This window comes from Kribbella endophytica (genome assembly GCF_054781295.1).
Genome location: NZ_BAAGUR010000003.1, coordinates 94755 through 112995, shown reverse-complemented (window position 1 = coordinate 112995; position 18241 = coordinate 94755). Strand labels below are relative to the sequence as shown.

19 protein-coding genes are annotated in these 18241 nt (G+C 68.9%); 9 read left to right on the top strand and 10 right to left on the bottom strand.

The genetic code is table 11. The features are described 5' to 3' along the window. Positions 1–18 precede the first annotated feature (18 nt). Positions 19–375: a VOC family protein gene (locus tag ACYVIO_RS26835; RefSeq protein WP_460653672.1), complete on the top strand. Its 357-nt coding sequence runs from the start codon at positions 19–21 to the stop codon at positions 373–375. A 54-nt stretch (positions 376–429) separates the two neighbouring features. On the opposite strand, the gene ACYVIO_RS26830 is transcribed toward ACYVIO_RS26835, so the two are convergent. The 3 genes from ACYVIO_RS26830 to ACYVIO_RS26820 form a co-directional block, all read right to left on the bottom strand. Continuing rightward, on the bottom strand, positions 430–735 hold the full coding sequence (locus ACYVIO_RS26830) for an ArsR/SmtB family transcription factor (protein WP_460653671.1): 306 nt from the start codon (positions 733–735) through the stop codon (positions 430–432). Positions 736–790: 55 nt separating this feature from the next. Then, complete coding sequence (locus tag ACYVIO_RS26825; protein WP_460653670.1) at positions 791–1771, bottom strand: phosphotransferase family protein; 981 nt, start codon at positions 1769–1771, stop codon at positions 791–793. Between the two features lie 67 nt (positions 1772–1838). After that, positions 1839–2423: a TetR/AcrR family transcriptional regulator gene (locus ACYVIO_RS26820; RefSeq protein ID WP_460653669.1), complete on the bottom strand. Its 585-nt coding sequence runs from the start codon at positions 2421–2423 to the stop codon at positions 1839–1841. A 48-nt stretch (positions 2424–2471) separates the two neighbouring features. On the opposite strand from ACYVIO_RS26820, the gene ACYVIO_RS26815 reads away from it, so the two are divergent. Then, positions 2472–3221 (top strand): SDR family oxidoreductase, encoded by a 750-nt coding sequence (locus tag ACYVIO_RS26815; protein ID WP_460653668.1) that lies wholly within the window; start codon positions 2472–2474, stop codon positions 3219–3221. 637 nt (positions 3222–3858) lie between these two features. On the opposite strand, the gene ACYVIO_RS26810 is transcribed toward ACYVIO_RS26815, so the two are convergent. Both ACYVIO_RS26810 and ACYVIO_RS26805 read right to left on the bottom strand, forming a co-directional pair. Next, the gene (locus ACYVIO_RS26810; RefSeq protein WP_460653667.1) at positions 3859–4518 is read right to left on the bottom strand and encodes a LuxR C-terminal-related transcriptional regulator; all 660 of its coding nucleotides are present in this window, start codon (positions 4516–4518) and stop codon (positions 3859–3861) included. Continuing rightward, complete coding sequence (locus ACYVIO_RS26805) at positions 4509–5777, bottom strand: sensor histidine kinase (RefSeq protein WP_460653666.1); 1269 nt, start codon at positions 5775–5777, stop codon at positions 4509–4511. Before ACYVIO_RS26805 ends, ACYVIO_RS26810 begins: the two co-directional genes overlap by 10 nt. 132 nt (positions 5778–5909) lie before the next feature. On the opposite strand from ACYVIO_RS26805, the gene ACYVIO_RS26800 reads away from it, so the two are divergent. From ACYVIO_RS26800 to ACYVIO_RS26790, 3 genes are all read left to right on the top strand, one after another. After that, a complete protein-coding gene (locus ACYVIO_RS26800) occupies positions 5910–6587 on the top strand; it encodes a DedA family protein (protein ID WP_460653665.1) in 678 nt (225 codons plus the stop codon). A gap of 58 nt (positions 6588–6645) precedes the next feature. Further along, positions 6646–7260 carry an NADPH-dependent FMN reductase gene (locus ACYVIO_RS26795; RefSeq protein WP_460653664.1) on the top strand — a complete coding sequence of 205 codons (615 nt, stop codon included), beginning with the start codon at positions 6646–6648 and terminating at the stop codon, positions 7258–7260. A gap of 234 nt (positions 7261–7494) precedes the next feature. After that, positions 7495–7986, top strand: a complete 492-nt coding sequence (locus ACYVIO_RS26790; protein WP_460653663.1) for an SRPBCC family protein — start codon at positions 7495–7497, stop codon at positions 7984–7986. Positions 7987–8108: 122 nt separating this feature from the next. Here ACYVIO_RS26790 and ACYVIO_RS26785 read toward each other — a convergent pair whose 3' ends face one another. The 5 genes from ACYVIO_RS26785 to ACYVIO_RS26765 all read right to left on the bottom strand — a co-directional run bounded on the left by ACYVIO_RS26785 (position 8109) and on the right by ACYVIO_RS26765 (position 13673). After that, complete coding sequence (locus ACYVIO_RS26785; protein ID WP_460653662.1) at positions 8109–8693, bottom strand: VOC family protein; 585 nt, start codon at positions 8691–8693, stop codon at positions 8109–8111. Positions 8694–8772: 79 nt separating this feature from the next. Further along, positions 8773–11286 (bottom strand): FtsX-like permease family protein, encoded by a 2514-nt coding sequence (locus tag ACYVIO_RS26780; RefSeq protein ID WP_460653661.1) that lies wholly within the window; start codon positions 11284–11286, stop codon positions 8773–8775. Continuing rightward, positions 11283–12065: an ABC transporter ATP-binding protein gene (locus ACYVIO_RS26775; protein ID WP_460653660.1), complete on the bottom strand. Its 783-nt coding sequence runs from the start codon at positions 12063–12065 to the stop codon at positions 11283–11285. The genes ACYVIO_RS26780 and ACYVIO_RS26775 overlap by 4 nt, the downstream gene beginning before the upstream one ends. A 91-nt stretch (positions 12066–12156) precedes the next feature. Beyond that, positions 12157–13059 (bottom strand): phosphotransferase family protein, encoded by a 903-nt coding sequence (locus ACYVIO_RS26770; RefSeq protein WP_460653659.1) that lies wholly within the window; start codon positions 13057–13059, stop codon positions 12157–12159. Beyond that, a complete protein-coding gene (locus tag ACYVIO_RS26765) occupies positions 13056–13673 on the bottom strand; it encodes a TetR/AcrR family transcriptional regulator (protein WP_460653658.1) in 618 nt (205 codons plus the stop codon). Before ACYVIO_RS26765 ends, ACYVIO_RS26770 begins: the two co-directional genes overlap by 4 nt. Positions 13674–13775: 102 nt before the next feature. Here ACYVIO_RS26765 and ACYVIO_RS26760 point away from each other — a divergent pair, with 102 nt between their 5' ends. The 4 genes from ACYVIO_RS26760 (at position 13776) to ACYVIO_RS26745 (ending at position 18160) form a co-directional block, all read left to right on the top strand. Continuing rightward, positions 13776–14780, top strand: a complete 1005-nt coding sequence (locus ACYVIO_RS26760; RefSeq protein WP_460653657.1) for a hypothetical protein — start codon at positions 13776–13778, stop codon at positions 14778–14780. A 188-nt stretch (positions 14781–14968) separates the two neighbouring features. After that, positions 14969–16363 (top strand): extracellular solute-binding protein, encoded by a 1395-nt coding sequence (locus tag ACYVIO_RS26755; RefSeq protein ID WP_460653656.1) that lies wholly within the window; start codon positions 14969–14971, stop codon positions 16361–16363. A 37-nt stretch (positions 16364–16400) separates the two neighbouring features. Further along, the gene (locus ACYVIO_RS26750) at positions 16401–17336 is read left to right on the top strand and encodes a carbohydrate ABC transporter permease (protein WP_460653655.1); all 936 of its coding nucleotides are present in this window, start codon (positions 16401–16403) and stop codon (positions 17334–17336) included. Then, positions 17333–18160: a carbohydrate ABC transporter permease gene (locus ACYVIO_RS26745; RefSeq protein WP_460653654.1), complete on the top strand. Its 828-nt coding sequence runs from the start codon at positions 17333–17335 to the stop codon at positions 18158–18160. The genes ACYVIO_RS26750 and ACYVIO_RS26745 overlap by 4 nt, the downstream gene beginning before the upstream one ends. The last annotated feature ends 81 nt before the right edge of the window (positions 18161–18241 follow it).

Below are 18241 nucleotides of genomic sequence, written 5' to 3'. Positions count from 1 at the left end.
CCAACGAAAGGCTGAACCATGCCCGTCACCTTCGAGCAGCTCGCCGTCGACTGCACCGACGTCCAGGCCCAGGCCGCCTTCTGGGCCCAGGTCTTCCAGACCGAGGTCGATGCCGGCAGCAACGAATTCATGGCCACCGTGAACCGCGCCTCGGCCGGTGGGCCGTCGATGATGTTCCTCCAGGTCCCCGAGAAGCCGACCGGCGTCAAGAATCGCCTGCACGTCGACCTCGGCAGCTCCGACTGGGCCGCCGACGTCGACCGCATCGTCGCCCTCGGCGCCAAGCGGCAGGCCGAGTTCAACGAGTACGGCACCCACTGGATCACCCTCGCCGACCCCGAAGGCAACGTCTTCGACCTCGCCGAAGCGCACTAGTCCGCACTGCCCGGCTCCGCCCGCTGCATCCTTCGTCGGATGCGGCGGGCGGTGTCAGTCCATCTTGTCGAGGTGAGCCTCGAGCGCGTCCAACCGCCCGCGCCACAGGTCGCGATAAGGCTCCAGCCAGGCGTCGATCTCGGCCAACGGCGCCGGCCGCAGCCGGTACCACCGTCGCTGCGCATCCTGCCGAACCTCCACCAGCCCGGCATCCCGCAGTACCTTCAAGTGCTTGGACACCGCCGGCTGGCTCAGCTCGAGCGCGTCCACCAGTTCGCCCACCGGGCGCTCCCCGGCCCGCAACAGATCGAGGATCTCCCGCCGCCGCGGCTCAGCGAGCACCTCGAACGTAGTTGCCATACGAGGAATATACGCCCGTGCGGCCGCTCCGGGTGCACGGACGTGACTGCTCGGCTCAGGTGAGGAACGCGGTGTACTGCGGGTCGTTGAGGAGCTTCGCAGTCAGCGGTACGCCGGAGTCGCGGTCGAACGGGTCGGCGTCGTGGGCGTTGCCGATCAGCAGCGCGTGGATCGCGCGGTAGGTCAGCAGGTCGTCGGCGGCGTAGCTGAGGCGGGCGATGAGCGCGGCGTCGAAGTCGGCTTCGATGGCGCGGGTGTCCGGTGACCAGAGCGCGTAGAGCGCCGCGGCGCTGGCGCCGTCGAACACCGGGTCGCCGGCCATGCTGAGCAGGCCGAAGTCGAGGACGCTGACCGGTTGGAGTTGGTCGTCGACGAGGATGTTGCCGGCGGTGACGTCGCCGTGGATGAGCTGGGTGTCCCTCGCCGGTGTGATCGCGTGAAGACGTTGCTGCAGGCAATCGAGTTTGGTGTCGAACTTGTCGATGAGGCGGTCGAGCTGATCGCCGTACGTCGCGATGCGGCGGGTGAGAAGGCTGGAGAGCGCGTCGAGCCAGGCGGTGCTGCTGTGGTGCGGACGCTGCGACTCGGCTTCGGCCGGATCGGCCGGAGTGCCGTAGCGAAACGGGTCGGGTTCGTCGAGGACGGTCATGGCGAAGAGGGCTGGTGGGGCGGGGGTGTTGGCGAGCGCCGTGAGGACGGTGACGACGCAGTCGCGGGCTGCGGACCAGTCGGTGGTGCCGAACTCGGGTGCGAGCTCGTGCAGCGGGCGGCCGGGGAGTTCGGCTTCGATGGTGACGAGCCAGCGTGGGCCTTGGTGGATCTCGAGGATCTCCGGGGTGTGGAACGGGAGCCGGATCTCGGCGTACAGGTTCTGCAGGCGTTCGAGTTCGGCGCGGGGTGCGTGGAACCAGACTTTCGCGACGCGGCGATCGCTGAGGCGGAAGACGGCGCCCTGCATGCCGATCGCGAGGAGCTCGGGGTGCTGGTGGCCGAGGGCGCGGACATGCTCGGGGATGACGTCGTCGGTGTACTGCACGCGCCGAGCCTAGGTGGGTGCCCGGTCGATGCCGAATGGATTTCGGGCGATGGCGGGTCGGCCGGTCTCAGGTGAAGTCCGCCGGGAACGTGGCGGCCAGGGCTTCGCGGATCAGCGTGGGGAGGTGTTGCTTGCCGTCGGTGCGGGCCCAGTGAACGAGGGCGATGTGGGTTGCGCCCAGGCAGGCGCCGGAGATCGCGCGGGTCTGGAACTCGTGATCCGGATCAGGGTCGTCGCCGCAGATCGCGGTGACGATGGCGTTCTGGGTGGCGTACTGGTTGTCGAGGTGCCGGGCGCGGAGGGCTGGGACGTCGACCATCAGTTGGAGGCGGGCGAGCAGCAGGTCGCGGTGGTTGGGAGTGCTGGCCGCGGCCGCGGTCTCGATGAGGGCGTGGCCGATTCGGCGTACGAGTGGATCGTCGGCGGGACTGTTGACGAGGGCGTCGAGGCTGACCGGCGTGTACTCGTCCCAGATGACGAGGTCCTCCTTGGTGGGGAAGTGCCGGTACACGGTCATCGCGGAGACGCCGGCCGCTTCGGCGACCGCGTTCATCGTGGTCGCGTCGTACCCGTCGCGCTGGAACAGCCGGATCGCCTGGCGCTGCAGCACCTGCCGGGTCTCGACCTTGCGGCGTTCACGAAGACTTGACATGTGGTAGACAGTATCAAAGTGTTAGTAACTACCACTTAAGGGGATTCGATGAACCGGAGAGTCGCGCTGGTGACTGGAGCGTCGCGGGGGATCGGGCGGGCGGTGGCCGAGCGGTTGGCGGCGGACGGTCTGCACGTCGTCGTGCACTACAACGGGCATGAGGCGGAGGCGAAGGAGACGGTCGCTCGGGTTGAGCGAGCCGGCGGTACGGCGGTGGCGGTGCAGGCTGAGCTCGGTCGTGATGGGGGAGCGGGAAAGCTGGTCGACGCTGTACGACGGGAGGCTGACGGTCGGCTCGATGTGTTGGTCAACAATGCGGCGGCGTTGCCGGCGGGGCCGATGGCGACGGATACGCCGGAGCAGTTCGACCGGTTGTTCGCGGTGAACGTGAAAGCGCCGTACTTCCTTGTCCAGCAGGCGCTTCCGCTGCTGGTCGACGGCGGCCGAATCATCAACGTGTCCTCGGTCGCGACCCGAATGGCGAACCCGACGCAGACGTCGTTCGCGATGACCAAGGGTGCTTTGGAGGTGATGACCCGCACGCTCGCCCAGGAGCTGGGCCCTCGCGGCATCACCGTCAACGCCGTCGCCCCCGGCGCAACCCGCACCGCCGACAACGCCGAGGCCTTCACCGGCCTCACGGACTTCATCACCAACCTCACCGCCCTGGCCCGCCTAGGCCAGGCCGAAGACATCGCCGACGTCATCGCCTGGCTAGCCTCCGACCAGTCCCGCTGGATCACCGGCCAAACCCTCGACACCAGCGGCGGCCTCCACCTCGGCCCAAAGCTCGCGTAGGTCGTGGCGGACCGGCCGTTGATCGCCCAGCCACCAGCCACTGATCGCCGGGCCCTGCCCGCCCTCACCCACTCACCGATCGCCCAGCCAGTGCCCGTTCACCGCGCCCGGCCACCCGGCGGTCACGGCGTCCGGGCACTGGTCCGCTCACGCAGGCAGCCACTGCGGCGCACTGTGCCCTGCAACCGGTCGCTGATCGCCCGGCCACCACCCGGTCGCCGATCGCTCCGGCCATTGCCTGCTCACCACGCGCGGCCATTGCTTGCTCAGCGCACGCGGCCGCTGCCTGCTCACGGACCGCCGGGCTTCAGGTGCGAGTTGCTGGCGCAGGTGCCGGCTGTAGGTCGGCCCGAGGGTGCGCACGCAGGGCAGTCGTGGACGGTGAGTGGTCCTTTGGGGACTTGGTCAGGGCGTGGAGCTTTGGTAGCAGTGGGTCGGGGACGGACTGGGCCGGCCAGGTGGCGTTACGTACTGCGGGGCCCGCGGCACGATCATCACCTGACGGGACGCGCTCCTGCTCGGCCAGCACCGTGCGGTCGTCGACCCGGGCCAGCTGGTGGGCGAATGCGGCGGGTGCTCGTGTTGGCTGGAGGGTCGGTTGCTGTGGGAACCGGGTGGAGCTCGGCCGGGCTGTGGGCTAGTTGGTGAGGTACTTGGCGATGGCTAGGCTTCGGCGGTTGTAGGTGGGGTCGTCGTGGATGGCTAGTTTGTCGAAGATGGCGTAGACGTGTTTTTCTACGGCGCTCTGGGAGATGAAGAGTTTGTTGGCGATGCCTCGGTTGTTGTGGCCTTCGGCCATGGTGGCGAGGACTTCGCGTTCGCGCGGGGTGAGTTTGCTGAGCGGGTCGGTGTGGGTGGTGCGGGCCAGGAGTTGGCGGACGACGTCGGGGTCGAAGGCGACGCCGCCGGCGCCTACGCGGTCGAGGGCTTCCAGGAACTCGTCGACGCGCATGACGCGGTCCTTGAGCAGGTAGCCGAAGCCTTCCTGGCCGGAGGTGATGAGTTGGGTGGCGTAGGCCTTCTCGACGTACTGGGACAGGACGAGGACGCCGACCTCGGGCCACTCGGTGCGGATGGTGAGGGCGGCGCGGAGGCCCTCGTCGGTGTGGGTCGGGGGCATGCGGACGTCGACGACAACGATGTCCGGGGCGTTCCCGGCCTCGACGGCGGCGCGGATGGCGGCGACCAGGGAGTCGCCGTCGCCGACCGCGGCGGGGACCTCGTGGCCTTCCTCCTCGAGGAGCAGGACCATTCCCTTGAGCAGCAGGACGTTGTCGTCGGCCAGCATCACTCGCATGGCAGCTCCGCTCGGATCGTGGTGGGCCCGCCGGGCGGGCTGTCGATGACGAAGGTCCCGTCGTACGCGGCGACGCGGCCGGCCAGGCCGGTGAGTCCGCGCCCGCGAGGATCGGCGCCGCCGCGGCCGTCGTCCGTGACGGTGACGACGACCGCGGTCGCCTCTGCCGTGGGAGTGAAGCCGAACGGCGTTGCAGGAACCGCTGCCTGGACAGTGATCCTGATGCGTTGGGCGCCGGAGTGCTTGGTGGCGTTGGTGAGCGCTTCGGAGATGACGAAGTACACGGCTGTTTCGACCGGCGCCGGTGGGCGGACGGGCAGGTCGTACGTCAACGTGACCGGAATGCTGGAGCGTTCGGCAAGAAGGCTGACGACGTCCTGCAGGCCCAGCTGGTCGAGCACGGTCGGGTAGACGCGCCAGGCGACGTCGCGCAGGTCGGCCAGCGCCTGCTCGGACTCGGCGTGGGCCTGGCTGACCAGGTCGGCCGCGCGCTCCGGGTCGCGGGACCGGCGAGCGCGGCTGAGCAGCAGGCCCAGCGCGACCAGGCGTTGCTGGACGCCGTCGTGCAGGTCGCGCTCGATCCGGCGGCGTTCGTCGTTCACCACCTGGACGACCTCTGCCCGGCTCAGGGTCAGCTCGGAGACCCGCTGAGCCAGCACGTCCTCGGCCGACGGCGTCAGGTGGTGGCGGGCCAGGGCGACGTCGAGCTGGCTGACGCCGGCGATGCCCATCACGTTCAGGTAGAGCAGCACCAGGCCGGGGATCGCGGCGACGGCGACCGTCGCCGAACTGACCGCGCCGCCGTCCTCCTCGATGAAGCCCCAGGTGCCGCCGAAGATCCACGCCGACAGCATCGACCCGGCGACCACCAGTCCGAAGACGAGCAGCAGGAGGACCAGTCCGCCGAGCAGGCCGAGCGGCCAGCGGCGGGCGACGTACCCGAAGGCTTGGCGGTCGGCGTACGGGCCGAGGTCGCCGACGTCGTGGAACCGGGCGAGGCGGCGCTGCTCGAGGGTGACGAGTTGCCGGGCGCAACGATGGGTGAACCGGATCACCGCCAGCCGCGAGCGAGGGACGGCGACGATCGGGATCAGGCCGAGGGCGAAGACCAGCAGGAAGGCCAGCTCGGCAACGGCCAGCAGGGCGCCGAGGGCGACGCCCGCGAGGGTCCGCACGCTCCGCCCGGGCAGCGTGGTGCTGCTACCGGACGGCATGGAGTGCCCGAACGGCTTGCTGGGACGCGGATCGATGGCCTGCATGCGCACAAGGCTAGTGGGCACAGGACGAGCAGAGACTGTGGTTTTCCACAGTTCTGTACTGTGGAAAAGCCGAGCAATTACGACGGTCGACCACAGGGCGCGAGCAGGTTTCGCGGACCTAACGTCGACGCCATGAACTCGACGAACCAGGTGATGATGACCGCGCTGCAAGCGACGCAGGAACCGACCGGTGGGGTGGCCGGGTGGGCCATCGACATGATGGAGAAGCTGGGGGCGCCGGGCGCGGGCCTCGCGGTGGCGCTGGAGAACCTGTTTCCACCGCTGCCCAGCGAGGTGATCCTGCCGCTGGCCGGCTTTGCCGCCAACCGCGGTGATCTCGGACTGATCAGCGCGATCCTGTTCACCACGCTCGGCTCGGTCGTCGGCGCGCTCGCGTTGTACGGCGTGGGTGCGGTGCTCGGCCGCGACCGGACCAGGGCGCTGGCCGCCCGCCTGCCGTTGATGAAGATCGAGGACGTCGACAAGGCCGAGCAGTGGTTCGCCAGGCACGGTCCGAAGGCGGTGCTGATCGGGCGGGTGGTGCCGGTGGTGCGCAGCCTGATCTCGGTGCCGGCCGGGGTGGAACGGATGTCGGTGCCGTTGTTCCTCGGGCTGACCGCGTTCGGCAGCCTGGTGTGGAACTCGGCGCTGATCATCGCGGGCTACGCGCTCGGAGAGAAGTGGCACGTGGTGGAGTCGTCGGTCGGCGTCTTCCAGTACGTCGTGATCGCGGCCGCGGTGGGCGCGGTGGCGTGGTTCGTGGTTGTCAAGGTGAAGGCGAATCGTTCGGATCCTGAGAAAGTCAAGTAGGCCGCTCGACTTTGGTTACGCTCGGGACCTCACTGCCGAACCGCTGGAGAGATCCCCGATGCCCTCAGCCGCTTTCGAACCGCGCGTCGTTCCCGATCCGCCGGTCTGGCCGCAGTCCGTGGTCACTGTCGTCGGCAACCCGCGTGCGGGCTCCCGTACGGCGGCCGCCGCCGCGTCCGTCGCGGAACTGCTCAGCTCCGAGCTCGGTACGCCGTACCGGCTGAACGATCTGGTCGATCTGGTGACGTTCGCGCCGGCGATCTTCCAGGGGGACGCGGCCTCGGACGAGCAGCGCGCCGCCCTGGAGAACGCGATCGATCTGGTGTCGTCGGCGTCGCTCGTTGTCGTTGCTACGCCGGTCTACAAGGGGAGCTACACGGGGTTGCTGAAGAGCTTCCTCGATGTACTGCGGCCGGAGGCGCTGGCCGGGGCGGTGGTGGTGCCGGTGACGGTGTCGGCGGCGCCTTCGCACAAGCTGCTCGCCGATCAGCACCTGCGGCCCGTGCTGGCGGAGTTGGGGGCGAGCGTGCCGGTGCCGGGGGTGATTCTCGAGGAGCGCGATCTGGAGGATCTGCAGGTCGTGCTGTCGACGTGGATCCGACAGAACGCGGGCATCGTCCAGGCGACAACGATCGCGCTGCAACCGATCGCCGAGCCGACACCGGCGCAGTAGGCGCTCGCCGAGCCGAGCCGAGCCGAGCCGAGCCGACGCCGGAGCCGGAGCAGTAGGCGCCAGCCGAGCCGAGCCGGAGCCGGAGCAGTAGGCGCCAGCCGAGCCGAGCCGGAGCCGGAGCAGTAGGCGCCTGGGCCTGGGGTGAGCGCCGACCGGAGATTAGACATGGCTTATATAAGCGGAGCCCGCTACGATCTCTGACACGTTCTCCCACCCGTCGAAGGAATCCGCGCCGTGAAGACCACGAACTCGATCGAGATCGCCCTGCCGCGGGAGAGGGTGGCTCAGCTGCTCGCCGACCCGGCACACCTGCCGAAGTGGCTGCGGGGCCTGGTGGTGCACGAACCGGTGAGTGGGGTCCATGGACAACTCGGTACCAGGTCGCGGGTCGTGATGCAGTCGGGGCAGCGGGAGATGGAAGTCACCGAAACGATCACCCGCCGGGAACCGGCAGACCTGGACGGGATCCCCCGAGAGATCGTCGTTCACTTCGACCGCGAGATCGTCGGCGCGGGCCTGTGGAGCGTCACCCGCGATCGGCTGACCGAGGTCGATCCGGAGACGACGCACTGGGAGCAGGAGAGCGAGTACCGGTTCAGCGGTCTGTTGATGCGGCTGATGGGGCTTCTCATGCCCAGCGCCTTCCACAAGCAGTCGCAACAGCACTTGGAGGACTTCAAGGCGTTCGCAGAACAGGGGAAAGACGTCCGCGAAGGGCAGAACTGACCTGCCGCCGTCAGCAACCGAATCGGCGAGTCACCTTGCAGCGCCACCGGTCCGTCCACCGACCGACGCGATCGTGGCAGGGTCTGCCCGGGGCCGGCGGCTGACCGCTACAGGACAGACCGCTAGAGGACAGGGCGGGAGGAGCGGCCGGTGGCGGCGCCGGTCATTTCGGCGTCGAAAGTTGCTTGGGCGACCTGCATGGCTTCGGCGTACTGAGGGTCGGACATGCGGGCGCCGACCTCTTCGGCGGGGACGTCCTCGACGTGGGAGACGACCCACCAGATGTTGCCCCACGGGTCGCGGATGCGGCCGCCTCGGTCGCCCCAGGCGGCGGTGGAGAGTTCGGTGACGATTCGGGCGCCGGACTCGACGGCGCGGGCGAAGGCCTTGTCTGCGTCGGCGACGAAGATGCGGAGCAGGGACGGCATCGCGGGCCAGTCGGGGCGGCGGTCGAAGGCGAGCAGGACGGTGTCGCCGACGCGGATCTCGGCGTGGCCGATGAGGCCGTCCTCGGTCTCGATGCGGGCGAGCTCCTCGCCGTCGAAGACGGTGGTGACGAAGGCCAGCAGGGCTGCGGTCTCCTCGGTGACAACCCAGGGGGCGAGGGTGGTGTAACCGGCGGGAGTGGAGGCGATGCCCGCCGTGGCGCCGGTGCCCGCCGTGGCGCCGGAGGTCGAGTTGTCGGCCGGGGTGCTGCTGGGGGTCATCGTGGGGTCCTAACGACGAAGAGGAGAGTCTCGTGGAGCAAGACTCTCCTCCCAGTAGCGGCCAGGTTCTGGCCTCTTCTCAGTCAGGCCGGGAAGTTGTTTCGGCAGGGCTGGTACGGAGTACGCCGGTGGCAGGGATGAGGGTGGACAGGTACGTCAGGCCGGCGGCCGCGGCGACGATTGCCAGGTAGATCCACCAAGGTCCGTGCGGGACCCCGGAGCCGGAGACCGTGGCGGCGAAGGGGATCAGCGTTGCCAGTGCGACGGCCGTGCCGAGGAGGACTCCGGCGGCGATGACCAGCGTGCTTTCCGTGGTCAGCATTCGCAGGACCTGGCCGCGGGTCGAGCCGGTCAGGCGCTGCAGCGCGAACTCACGGCGCCGACGGATCGTCGACGAGGCCAGGGTGTTGACCACCGAGACCGCCGTGTAGCCGATCAGCAGACCGACGAGCATGTAGTTGACCCACGCCTGTGTCTGCAGATCTTCGCTGTTCCCGGCGATCAGGGCTTCCCGCCCTGATACCTGTACGCCGGGGTGCGTGTCGGCCAGCTTGGCCAGCGCCGGAGCAGGATTCGCGCCGGAGGCGTAGCGAACGAGGATCTGCGGAGCTAGCCGGTCGGTGGTGTGCGCGGCGAGCAGATCGGCCGGCAGGACGAGAGTCTCGTACCCGCGCTCGGCGGCGACGGTCGCGATCACCCGCAGCTCGACGGGAGTTCCGTCGCCGAGCGTCAGCTTGATCGTCGAACCGATCCCACGGCCGGTCTTCTCGACCAGGCGGTCCGGCACCGCGACCGTCGTACCGGTCAGGCCTTCGAGTGATCCCGAGGTGACCCGGACCGGCGCGGCGCCGTCCTTGCCCTGAGCACTGACGCCCAGCAGGGGCGCGCCGTCCTCGTCGAAGGGTGCGTTCCGCGGCTCGTCGACCGCGCCGTAGCTGGTCACGTACGCCGAAGCGCTGGCGACGCCCGGTACCTCGCGGACCGCCGGCAGCAGCGACGCGGGCAGCCCGGTTCCGGTGACGGATCCCAGTACGCCGTCCGCCTTGAGGTCCTTCGTGAAGGCCTGCTCGGAGGCGTGCACCTGCGTGGTCTGCATGTAGATGTTGGCCGTCGAGATCCCGACCGCGAGCATCACCGGCATCACCGCGGCGGACATCGCCACCGAACGCGCCGTCACGTTGATGATCGCGAGGCGGCCGTTGACGCGGCTCACGGCGTACAAGGGCCAGCGGATCAGAGCCAGGACGAGCTTGGTCCAGAACGGGCCGAGCAGCGTGATGCCGATCGCCCAGCACAGGACGGCGGGGCCGGCGGTCGCGGCGGCGAGCGGACCGGTCATCACCGCGACGGTGACGATAGCCAGCGCGATCGCTCCGCCCAGCGAGAGCACGCCGAGGATCAGGCGGGTCCAGGTGAACCACTTGCGCTGCAGGCCGGCCTCGACGAGGGCCTCGACCGGCTTGATCCGGGCCGACTTGCGGGCCGCGATCAGGGCGGCGCCGATGGCGGCCAGTACGGCGGCGCCCGCGCCGGCGGCGAACGGGATCCAGCCCTGGTGGAACTCCAGAACCGGCGAGGAGACGCCGTTCTCGGCGAGCTGGTCGAACAGGAAGCGGCCGAGCCAGATGCCGGGGAAGAGCCCGATCAGGACGGCCGGGATCGAGACCAGCAAGGACTCGCCGAGGATCATCCGGCGGACCTGGCCGGGCGTGGTGCCGATGCTGCGGAGCAGGGCGAACTCGCGTTCGCGGTGCTGCGCGGACAGGGCCAGGGTGGACGCGACGACGAACATCATCGTGATCGTGGCGATGCCGCCGAAGGAGCCGGCGACGGCGATCAGGGCTTCGCGGGACTGCGACGCCTCCGGGTGTTCGGCGAGGCCGCGGTCGGCGCCGGTGTGCAGGGTGAGGTCGCCGGCGACGTCCTCGATCGCATCCTTGACCGTGTCGAGGTCCTTGCCGGGGGCAACCAGTACGCCGAGGCTCGAGAAGCGGCCGGGCGTCGCGGCCAGGCGGGTGGCCTCGGGGGAGGAGAAGAAGGTGTGGCCGGCGGGGCCGTCGGCGATGCCGCGGACGGTGTAGGTGGTCGGTTCGCCGTTGGTGAGCAGGGTGATGCGGGAGCCGACGCGGACGCTGGCAGTACGAGCGGTGGAGCTGTCGAGGACGACGTCGCCAGGAGCAGCAGGCGGCGTACCGGACACCAGCTTGTACGGCGCGAGGCGCGCGGAGGTCCAGGAGTGACCTTCGGCCGGCACGAAGCTGCCGGCGGTTTGAACGGGAGTGGCGAAGGTGAGGTCGCCGATGACCTCGGTGACGCCGTCGACGGCGCGGATCTTGGCGGCGGCGTCGGCCGGGACGCCGACCTGCTCGCGCAGGGGCGTCGGGTCCTCGGCGCCGGGGCGCGGGTGGCTCTGGTTGCCGGTGACCAGGATCTCGGCGGAGGCGAGCCGCTCGGCGGGGACGTTGGAGCGGATGCCGGTCTCCATCAGGCCGCCGCAGGCCAGGACGATGGCGGTGCCGAAAACGACGGCGACGAAGGTGGCGATGAACCCGCCCTTGCGGAAGCGCAGGGTGCGGACAGCGAGCTTCATCATCGCGAGACCGCCAGACTGCGGGCACGGGCGCCGAGGTGGGTGAGGCGTTCGGCGACCTGCTCGGCGGTGGGAGCGAGGATGCTGCCGGCGAGCTGGCCGTCGGCGAGGAACACGACCTGATCGGCGTACGACGCGGCGACGGGGTCGTGGGTGACCATGACGACGGTCTGGCCCTGGCTGCGGACCGGCTCGCGGAGCAGGTCGAGTACGTCGGCGGCGGTCTGCGTGTCCAGCGCGCCGGTCGGCTCGTCCGCGAAGATGACGGCGGGCCGCGCGACCAGCGCGCGGGCGATGGCGACGCGCTGCTGCTGACCACCGGACAGTTCGCCCGGGCGGTGCTTGTGCCGGTCCGCGAGGCCGACCCGCTCGAGGACCTCGGCGACCGCGGCGCGGTTCGTACGGCGTCCGTCGAGCTCCTGCGGCAGCGTGACGTTCTGCCAGACGGTGAGCGCGGGCAGCAGGTTGAACGACTGGAAGACGAACCCGATCCGCTCCCGGCGCAGCTCGGTCAGCCGGCGCTCGCTCAGTCCGGCCAGCGGCTGGTCGTCAATGGACACGGTCCCGGACGTCGGCCGGTCGAGCCCGGCGGCGCAGTGCAGGAAGGTGCTCTTGCCGGACCCGGACGGGCCCATCACCGCGGTGAAGGTGCCCCGGGCGAAGCTGATGCTGATCCCGTCGAGCGCGACGACCGCGCCGGCGCCTTTGCCGTAGACCCGGCGGACGTCGTTCAGCACGACGGAGTTCGACGTTCTCTGGACTGATTCCTGCTTGCGCTTCATACCGAGAACGCTATGAAGTTCCGGCCGTTCGCCCCAGGGAGCTGAGCCGCCGATCTGAGTGGTGCTAGGCCTACCCCAGCAGGTAGGGGAGTCAGCGAGGTGAGGTGGCGCCGAGGGCCGCCAACTCCTTCGTGAGATGGCTCAGGATCAGCTTCAGCATGCCCTCGTCGTCGTCACCGCGGGGTGTGCGCTCGACCAGCATGATCAGGTACAGGTACACCCGGTACAGCGACAGCCGCTCGCGGTCGATGTCGCCGCCGTACCCGGCCAGCAGCTCGTCGTCGACCGCACTGAACAGGGTCAGCGACACGAACTCCGCGACCGGATCGCCCCAGAACGCGCGCTCCCCGTCGATCAGCCCGCTGATCCGGCCGCCGTCGACGAGGATGTTGCCGTCCCACAGGTCGAAGTGGACCAGCCGCGGTGTCCGCACTGTGTTCAGCAGCTCGACGCGATCCAGTGCCAGCTCCCGCGACACCCCGGACGGCAGCTCGACCTCGTAGCGCTCGGCGTCGGCCAGTACGTCGTCCAGCATCCGCTGGAACGCGACAGCCCACGTCGACACCAGCCCACGCTGCGGATAGCCGAACCCGTCAGCACCGACCACCTCGTGCAGGTTGCGCACGATCGCGCCCAGTTCCCGCCGGTACGACGCGCGATCGGTGGCCGTGAGCCCCCGCATCGTTGTCCCTGGCAACGCGGTCATCAGCAGCACCTCGGCGTCGGCGTACACGACCTCCGGCACCGGCGCCTTGCCGCGCGCGGCCTGGTAGAACTCGGTCTCGGTCCGGATCAGCGCCTGCTCGTGCGAGAGCCCGGGGGAGGACGGATCCGGTGCGACCTTGAGGACGAGTTGCCGTTCGCCGACGGTCAGCCGGTAGACGGTGTTGTAGGTGCCCTCGGTCAGCTCGTCGTGGGCTGTCAGCTCGTGCGGCGCGATGCCGGCCCGGTCCAGCAGGGTGTTGATCCCCGCGAGGTCCACCTGTCGCTTCACCGGTTCTTCCTTCGGGGAGTCGATCCGAGCAGGGCGTCGATGCCGTCGGCGTAGGAGTCGGCGGTGACGTCGCCGAGCAGGAGGCGCTGCATCAGGAACCCTGGAAGCAGACCGAACAACGCCTGCGCGACGTGCTCGGGGTCGGCGTCGGCTGCGATCGTGCCGCCGGCTTGCGCGCGCCGGACGATCGCGGCGAAGTTCGAACGGAGCGGCGTCCACTTCGCCGCGGCGATGACCGCGATCGCCGGGTTGTGCACCGCTTCGGCCCAGGCCTGCAGGGCCACCCGGGTGACGTCGCCGCCGGGCCGCTCGGCGATCTCGACGACGTGGTTCAGCACCTTGCGCATCGCCTGGCCCAGGGAGAGTGGGTCGGGCATGGCCAGGATGTCCTGGAAGAGCTCGCCGACCGCGCTCAGCGCTTCGTCGGCGATCGCCGCGACGATCTCGTCCTTGCTCCGGAAGTACCCGTAGACGGCGCCCGCCGACAGACCAGACTCGCGGATCACGTCGGCCATCGTCGTCTTGTGGAAGCCCTGCTCGATCACGCAGTGCCGGGCGGCGGCGACGATCTGGGCGCGCCGCGCCAGTCGGTGCTCGACAGTGACCTTGGGCATACGGCGAACTTAAAACGAATGTCCGTTCTTGACAACTCGGCGCGTCGGAGCGCACCCTCGACACTATAAAGAACGGTCATTCGTTTTAGGGAGTGTTTGCTCATGTCCACACCCGACACCGCCGAGCGTCGGCGTCCTCCGGTGATCGCCGTCGTCACCTTGCTCACTGTGCTGCTGACGGTCCTGCTGATCGCGTTCGCCTGGCCGGCGGCGCGGTCCGAACCGCGCGACGTCCCACTGGCCGTGGCCGGGCCGCAGTCGGCGGTCGGGCAGGTCACCGCCGCGCTGGAGCAGGCGATGCCCGGCGGTTTCGCCATCGAACCGGTCGCCGACCGCGAGTCCGCCGTACAGGCGATCAAGGACCGTGACGTGTACGGCGCGATCGTGCTGGACCAGGCCGCGCCCGAGGTGCTGACGGCGTCGGCCGCCGGTCCGGTCGTGTCGCAACTGCTGACGCAGGTGGCAGGCAAACTGGCGGCGCAGAACCCGGCCGCCGCGCCCAAGGTGACCGACGTAGTTCCTTTGCCTGCTGACGATCCGCGTGGTGCGGGCCTGGCGGCGGGTGCGCTGCCGCTCGTCCTGGGCGGGATCCTCGCCGCCGCGGCGCTGACCAACTTTGCCAAGGCGGGTGCGAGTCGAGTCCTCGGTGCTCTGGGGTTCGCTGTGGCGGGTGCGCTGGCCCTGACCGCGGTCCTGCAGTTCTGGCTCGGGTCGTTCGAGGGCAGTTACTGGGCGAACGCCGGCGTGATCGCGATGTCGATCGGAGCGATCAGCCTGACCCTGCTGGGTCTCGAGTGGCTGCTCGGTACGGCGGGACTCGGGCTCGGCTCGGCGACGATGATGCTGCTCGGCAACCCGTTGTCCGGCATGACGAGCGCGCCGGAGATGCTGCCGACCGGGTGGGGAGCGCTCGGCCAGTTCCTCCCGCCAGGAGCGGCCGGTACGGCGTTGCGCTCGGTCAGCTTCTTCGACGGAGCCGGCGCGGGTCAGTCGCTCGCGGTGCTCGCGGGCTGGCTGGTGCTCGGTCTGGCGCTGTGCGGACTCGGTGCCGCGCGCTCCCGGCGCGTCGTACAGGCTCGTCACCAGGGGTCGCCCGTTACCGTCTGAAGGACGGCCAAAGCGGTGACCGGATCGTTACTCGTCGGTCACCGCTTACGTCCCGCCACGCCGCGACAACGTTGTCTGTCAACCATTGACTTCACTGGTCTACGCCTCCTACCGTCGCGGGAAAGCCCACGGGGTTTGAGCGGTGGTACCGGGATGACAACGATTGCCCGAAGGTGGACGTAATGGTCATGAAGAACGGTTTCAAGACGGCGGGTGTTCTCGCCGTCGGCGCACTCCTGCTGGGGGTCTCGGCCTGCAGTCAGGGATCGACGACCAAGACGCCGGAAGCAGGCGGTTCCAGCTCCGGCCCGGCGAACATCAAGATCGCCTACCAGCAGTGGGGCCCCGGCACGGTGATGAAGAACTTCCTCACCGGCGCCAAGTCCGAGTACGAGGCGGCCAACCCCGGCTCGAAGGTCGAGATCGTGCCGATCGTGGCGAGCGAGAACGACTACTACACCAAGCTCCAGTTGATGATGCGCTCGGCCAACACCGCGCCGGACATCGTCTACGAGGACACCTTCCTGATCAACTCCGACATCACCGCGGGGTACCTGAAGCCGCTGGACGACTACATCAAGGACTGGGCGGACTGGGGTCAGTTCCAGGACACCGCCAAGGGCGCGGCCAAGGGTGCCGACGGCAAGGTGTACGGCGTACCGGACGGCACCGACACTCGGGCCCTCTGGTACAACAAGCAGATCTTCGCCAAGGCCGGGCTTCCCGCCGACTGGCAGCCGAAGAACTGGGACGAGGTCCTCACCGCGGCCCGCGCGATCAAGCAGAAGGTCCCCGGCGTCATCCCGCTGAACGTCTACTCGGGCAAGCCGATGGGTGAGGCGTCCGCCATGCAGGGCATGGAGATGCTGCTCTACGGCACCAAGGACACCCTGTACAACTTCGACCAGCAGAAGTGGGTCGTCGGCAGCCAGGGCTTCAAGGACTCGCTGAACTTCGTCAAGACGATCTTCGACGAGGGCATCGCGCCGCAGCCCAAGCAGTCCCTGGACCCGAACTGGGGCAACAAGGTCGGCAGCGACCTGCTCCCGAACGGCAAGCTGGCGATCGCGCTCGACGGCTCCTGGCTCTACAACAACTGGCAGAAGACCGGCGCCAAGCCGTGGCCGCAGTGGTCCGAGGTGCTCGGCCAGACCGCGATGCCGACCCAGGACGGCGGCGGCAAGGGCAAGGTCAGCCTCTCCGGCGGCTGGACCTGGGCGATCCCGGCCAAGTCGAAGTCCCCGGACGCCGCGTGGAACTTCATCAAGACCCTGCAGACGCAGAAGAACGCGACCAAGTACGCCACCGACGGTGCGCAGATCGCGGTCCGCAAGGACGTCGCCGCGGACGAGGGCTACAAGACCTCGGCCAAGTCCACCCAGTTCTTCACCGACCTGGTCGGCGTGACCGTCTACCGGCCGGCGCTGCCGGAGTACCCGAAGGTCTCCAACGAGATCATCACCGCGATGGAAGCGGTGATGACGGGTCAGTCGTCGCCGGACGAGGCGGCCAAGAACTACGACGAGGCGGTCGAAAGCATCGTCAGCAAGGACAAGACCACCAGTCAGAGTCAAGGCCAGTAGCACCGGCCCCACCCTCCCCTGACGAAGGACTGTTCCTGTGACTGTTGCTACCACGGCAGCAGCCCCCGCTCCGACCGGTCTCCCGACCGGTCGGAACGGGCGGCCGCGGGCCGCTCAAGTCGTGAAGATGTTGCCGTTGGCCCCGGCCATCGGGCTGATGGTGGTCTTCCTGGCCGGCCCGATCATCTACTGCGTGTACGCCGCGTTCACGAACATGGCGCTCACCGGGACCGGTGCCAACAACGTGCAGTTCGTCGGCCTGGACAACTTCCGCAAGGCCTTCGGCAGCAGCGCGTTCACCAACTCGATCTGGCTCACGCTCGTCTTCACGCTGATCTCCGCGATCATCGGCCAGAACACCCTCGGGCTCGGCCTGGCGCTGCTGATGCGGCGCTCCACCAAGCTGGTCCGCAACTTCGTCGGCACCGCGGTGATCGGCGCGTGGGTTCTGCCCGAGGTCGTCGCGGCGTACCTGCTCAGCGCGTTCTTCAACGACGAGGGCACGCTGAACGTGATCCTGCACAAGGTCGGGCTGCCCGGCCAGGACTGGTTGTACGCGGCACCGATCATCGCCGTCTCGATCGCGAACATCTGGCGCGGTACGGCGTTCTCGATGCTGGTCTACTCCGCGGCGCTCAGTGAGGTGCCGAAGGAGATCGAGGAGTCGGCCGAGATGGACGGCGCGGCCGGGCTGCGGCGGCTGATCTGGGTGACGCTGCCGATGATCAGCCGAGCCATCATGACCAACCTGATGCTGATCACGCTGCAGACGCTGAGCGTCTTCGGCCTGATCTACGCGATGACCCGCGGCGGGCCTGGTACGAAGAGCCAGACGCTGCCGCTGTACATGTACGAGCAGGCATTCAGCTTCTCCCAGATCGGCTACGGCACCGCGATCGCCCTGGTGATGCTGGCGATCGGCGCGGTCTTCTCGCTGATCTACCTGCGTGGTTTGAATACGGAGGCCGCATGATTGCCCGGGACCGCGTCAGCAAGCTCACCTCGAACCTGGTGCTGCTGGGGATCGGTGTGCTGTTCGTGCTGCCGCTGCTGTGGGTGCTGTTCGCCTCGATCAACCGGACCGCCGGGTTGCGGGTCGAGTTCCCGACGGACCCGACGCTGGGCAACTTCAAGGCGGTGCTGAACACCGACACGACGTACCGGCCGGTGCTCAACGGCATCGTGCTGTGCGGCGGCGCGGCGTTGCTGACGATGGTCTGCGCCGTTCTCGCGGCGTATCCGCTGTCCCGCTTCAAGACGCGCTTCAACCGGCCGTTCCTGCTGACGGTGCTGTTCTGCACCGGGCTGCCGATCACCGCGGTGATGGTGCCGGTCTACGGGCTGTTCGTCCAGCTCAACCTGGTCGACACCCTCGGCGGCACGATCATGTTCCTGGCCACCAGCTCGCTGCCGTTCGCGATCTGGCTGACCAAGACCTTCATGGACGGCGTCCCGATCTCGCTCGAGGAGGCCGCCTGGGTGGACGGCGCCAGCAACATGCAGGCGCTGCGCCGGATCGTGCTCCCGCTGATGTGGCCCGGCATCGCCGTCGTCCTGATCTTCACCTTCATCGGCATGTGGGGAAACTTCTTCGTCCCCTTCATGCTGCTGCTGTCGCCCGAACGCCTGCCCGCCTCGGTCAGCATCTTCACGTTCTTCGGCCAGTACGGCGAACCGAACTACGGCCAGCTGGCGGCGTACTCGCTGATCTACACCTTCCCGGTGCTGATGCTCTACCTGCTCCTGAGCCGCAAACTCGGCGGCGCCTTCGCCCTGGGTGGAGCGATCAAGGGCTGATCCCCGTGGCCGTTCGCCCGGGGTTTCCGCCTCGGGCGAACGGGACGCCGGAGCAGCTCGGCGGGCAGGTAGGTTGGCTGT

What these genes read in the sequence shown, in the direction of transcription:
- ACYVIO_RS26835 (WP_460653672.1), top strand. Translation starts at nt 19, where the DNA reads ATGCCCGTCACCTTCGAGCAGCTCGCCGTCGACTGCACCGACGTCCAG.
- ACYVIO_RS26830 (WP_460653671.1), bottom strand. Translation starts at nt 735, where the DNA reads ATGGCAACTACGTTCGAGGTGCTCGCTGAGCCGCGGCGGCGGGAGATC.
- ACYVIO_RS26820 (WP_460653669.1), bottom strand. Translation starts at nt 2,423, where the DNA reads ATGTCAAGTCTTCGTGAACGCCGCAAGGTCGAGACCCGGCAGGTGCTG.
- ACYVIO_RS26815 (WP_460653668.1), top strand. Translation starts at nt 2,472, where the DNA reads ATGAACCGGAGAGTCGCGCTGGTGACTGGAGCGTCGCGGGGGATCGGG.
- ACYVIO_RS26810 (WP_460653667.1), bottom strand. Translation starts at nt 4,518, where the DNA reads ATGCGAGTGATGCTGGCCGACGACAACGTCCTGCTGCTCAAGGGAATG.
- ACYVIO_RS26805 (WP_460653666.1), bottom strand. Translation starts at nt 5,777, where the DNA reads ATGCAGGCCATCGATCCGCGTCCCAGCAAGCCGTTCGGGCACTCCATG.
- ACYVIO_RS26800 (WP_460653665.1), top strand. Translation starts at nt 5,910, where the DNA reads ATGAACTCGACGAACCAGGTGATGATGACCGCGCTGCAAGCGACGCAG.
- ACYVIO_RS26795 (WP_460653664.1), top strand. Translation starts at nt 6,646, where the DNA reads ATGCCCTCAGCCGCTTTCGAACCGCGCGTCGTTCCCGATCCGCCGGTC.
- ACYVIO_RS26785 (WP_460653662.1), bottom strand. Translation starts at nt 8,693, where the DNA reads ATGACCCCCAGCAGCACCCCGGCCGACAACTCGACCTCCGGCGCCACG.
- ACYVIO_RS26780 (WP_460653661.1), bottom strand. Translation starts at nt 11,286, where the DNA reads ATGATGAAGCTCGCTGTCCGCACCCTGCGCTTCCGCAAGGGCGGGTTC.
- ACYVIO_RS26775 (WP_460653660.1), bottom strand. Translation starts at nt 12,065, where the DNA reads ATGAAGCGCAAGCAGGAATCAGTCCAGAGAACGTCGAACTCCGTCGTG.
- ACYVIO_RS26765 (WP_460653658.1), bottom strand. Translation starts at nt 13,673, where the DNA reads ATGCCCAAGGTCACTGTCGAGCACCGACTGGCGCGGCGCGCCCAGATC.
- ACYVIO_RS26760 (WP_460653657.1), top strand. Translation starts at nt 13,776, where the DNA reads ATGTCCACACCCGACACCGCCGAGCGTCGGCGTCCTCCGGTGATCGCC.
- ACYVIO_RS26755 (WP_460653656.1), top strand. Translation starts at nt 14,969, where the DNA reads ATGAAGAACGGTTTCAAGACGGCGGGTGTTCTCGCCGTCGGCGCACTC.
- ACYVIO_RS26745 (WP_460653654.1), top strand. Translation starts at nt 17,333, where the DNA reads ATGATTGCCCGGGACCGCGTCAGCAAGCTCACCTCGAACCTGGTGCTG.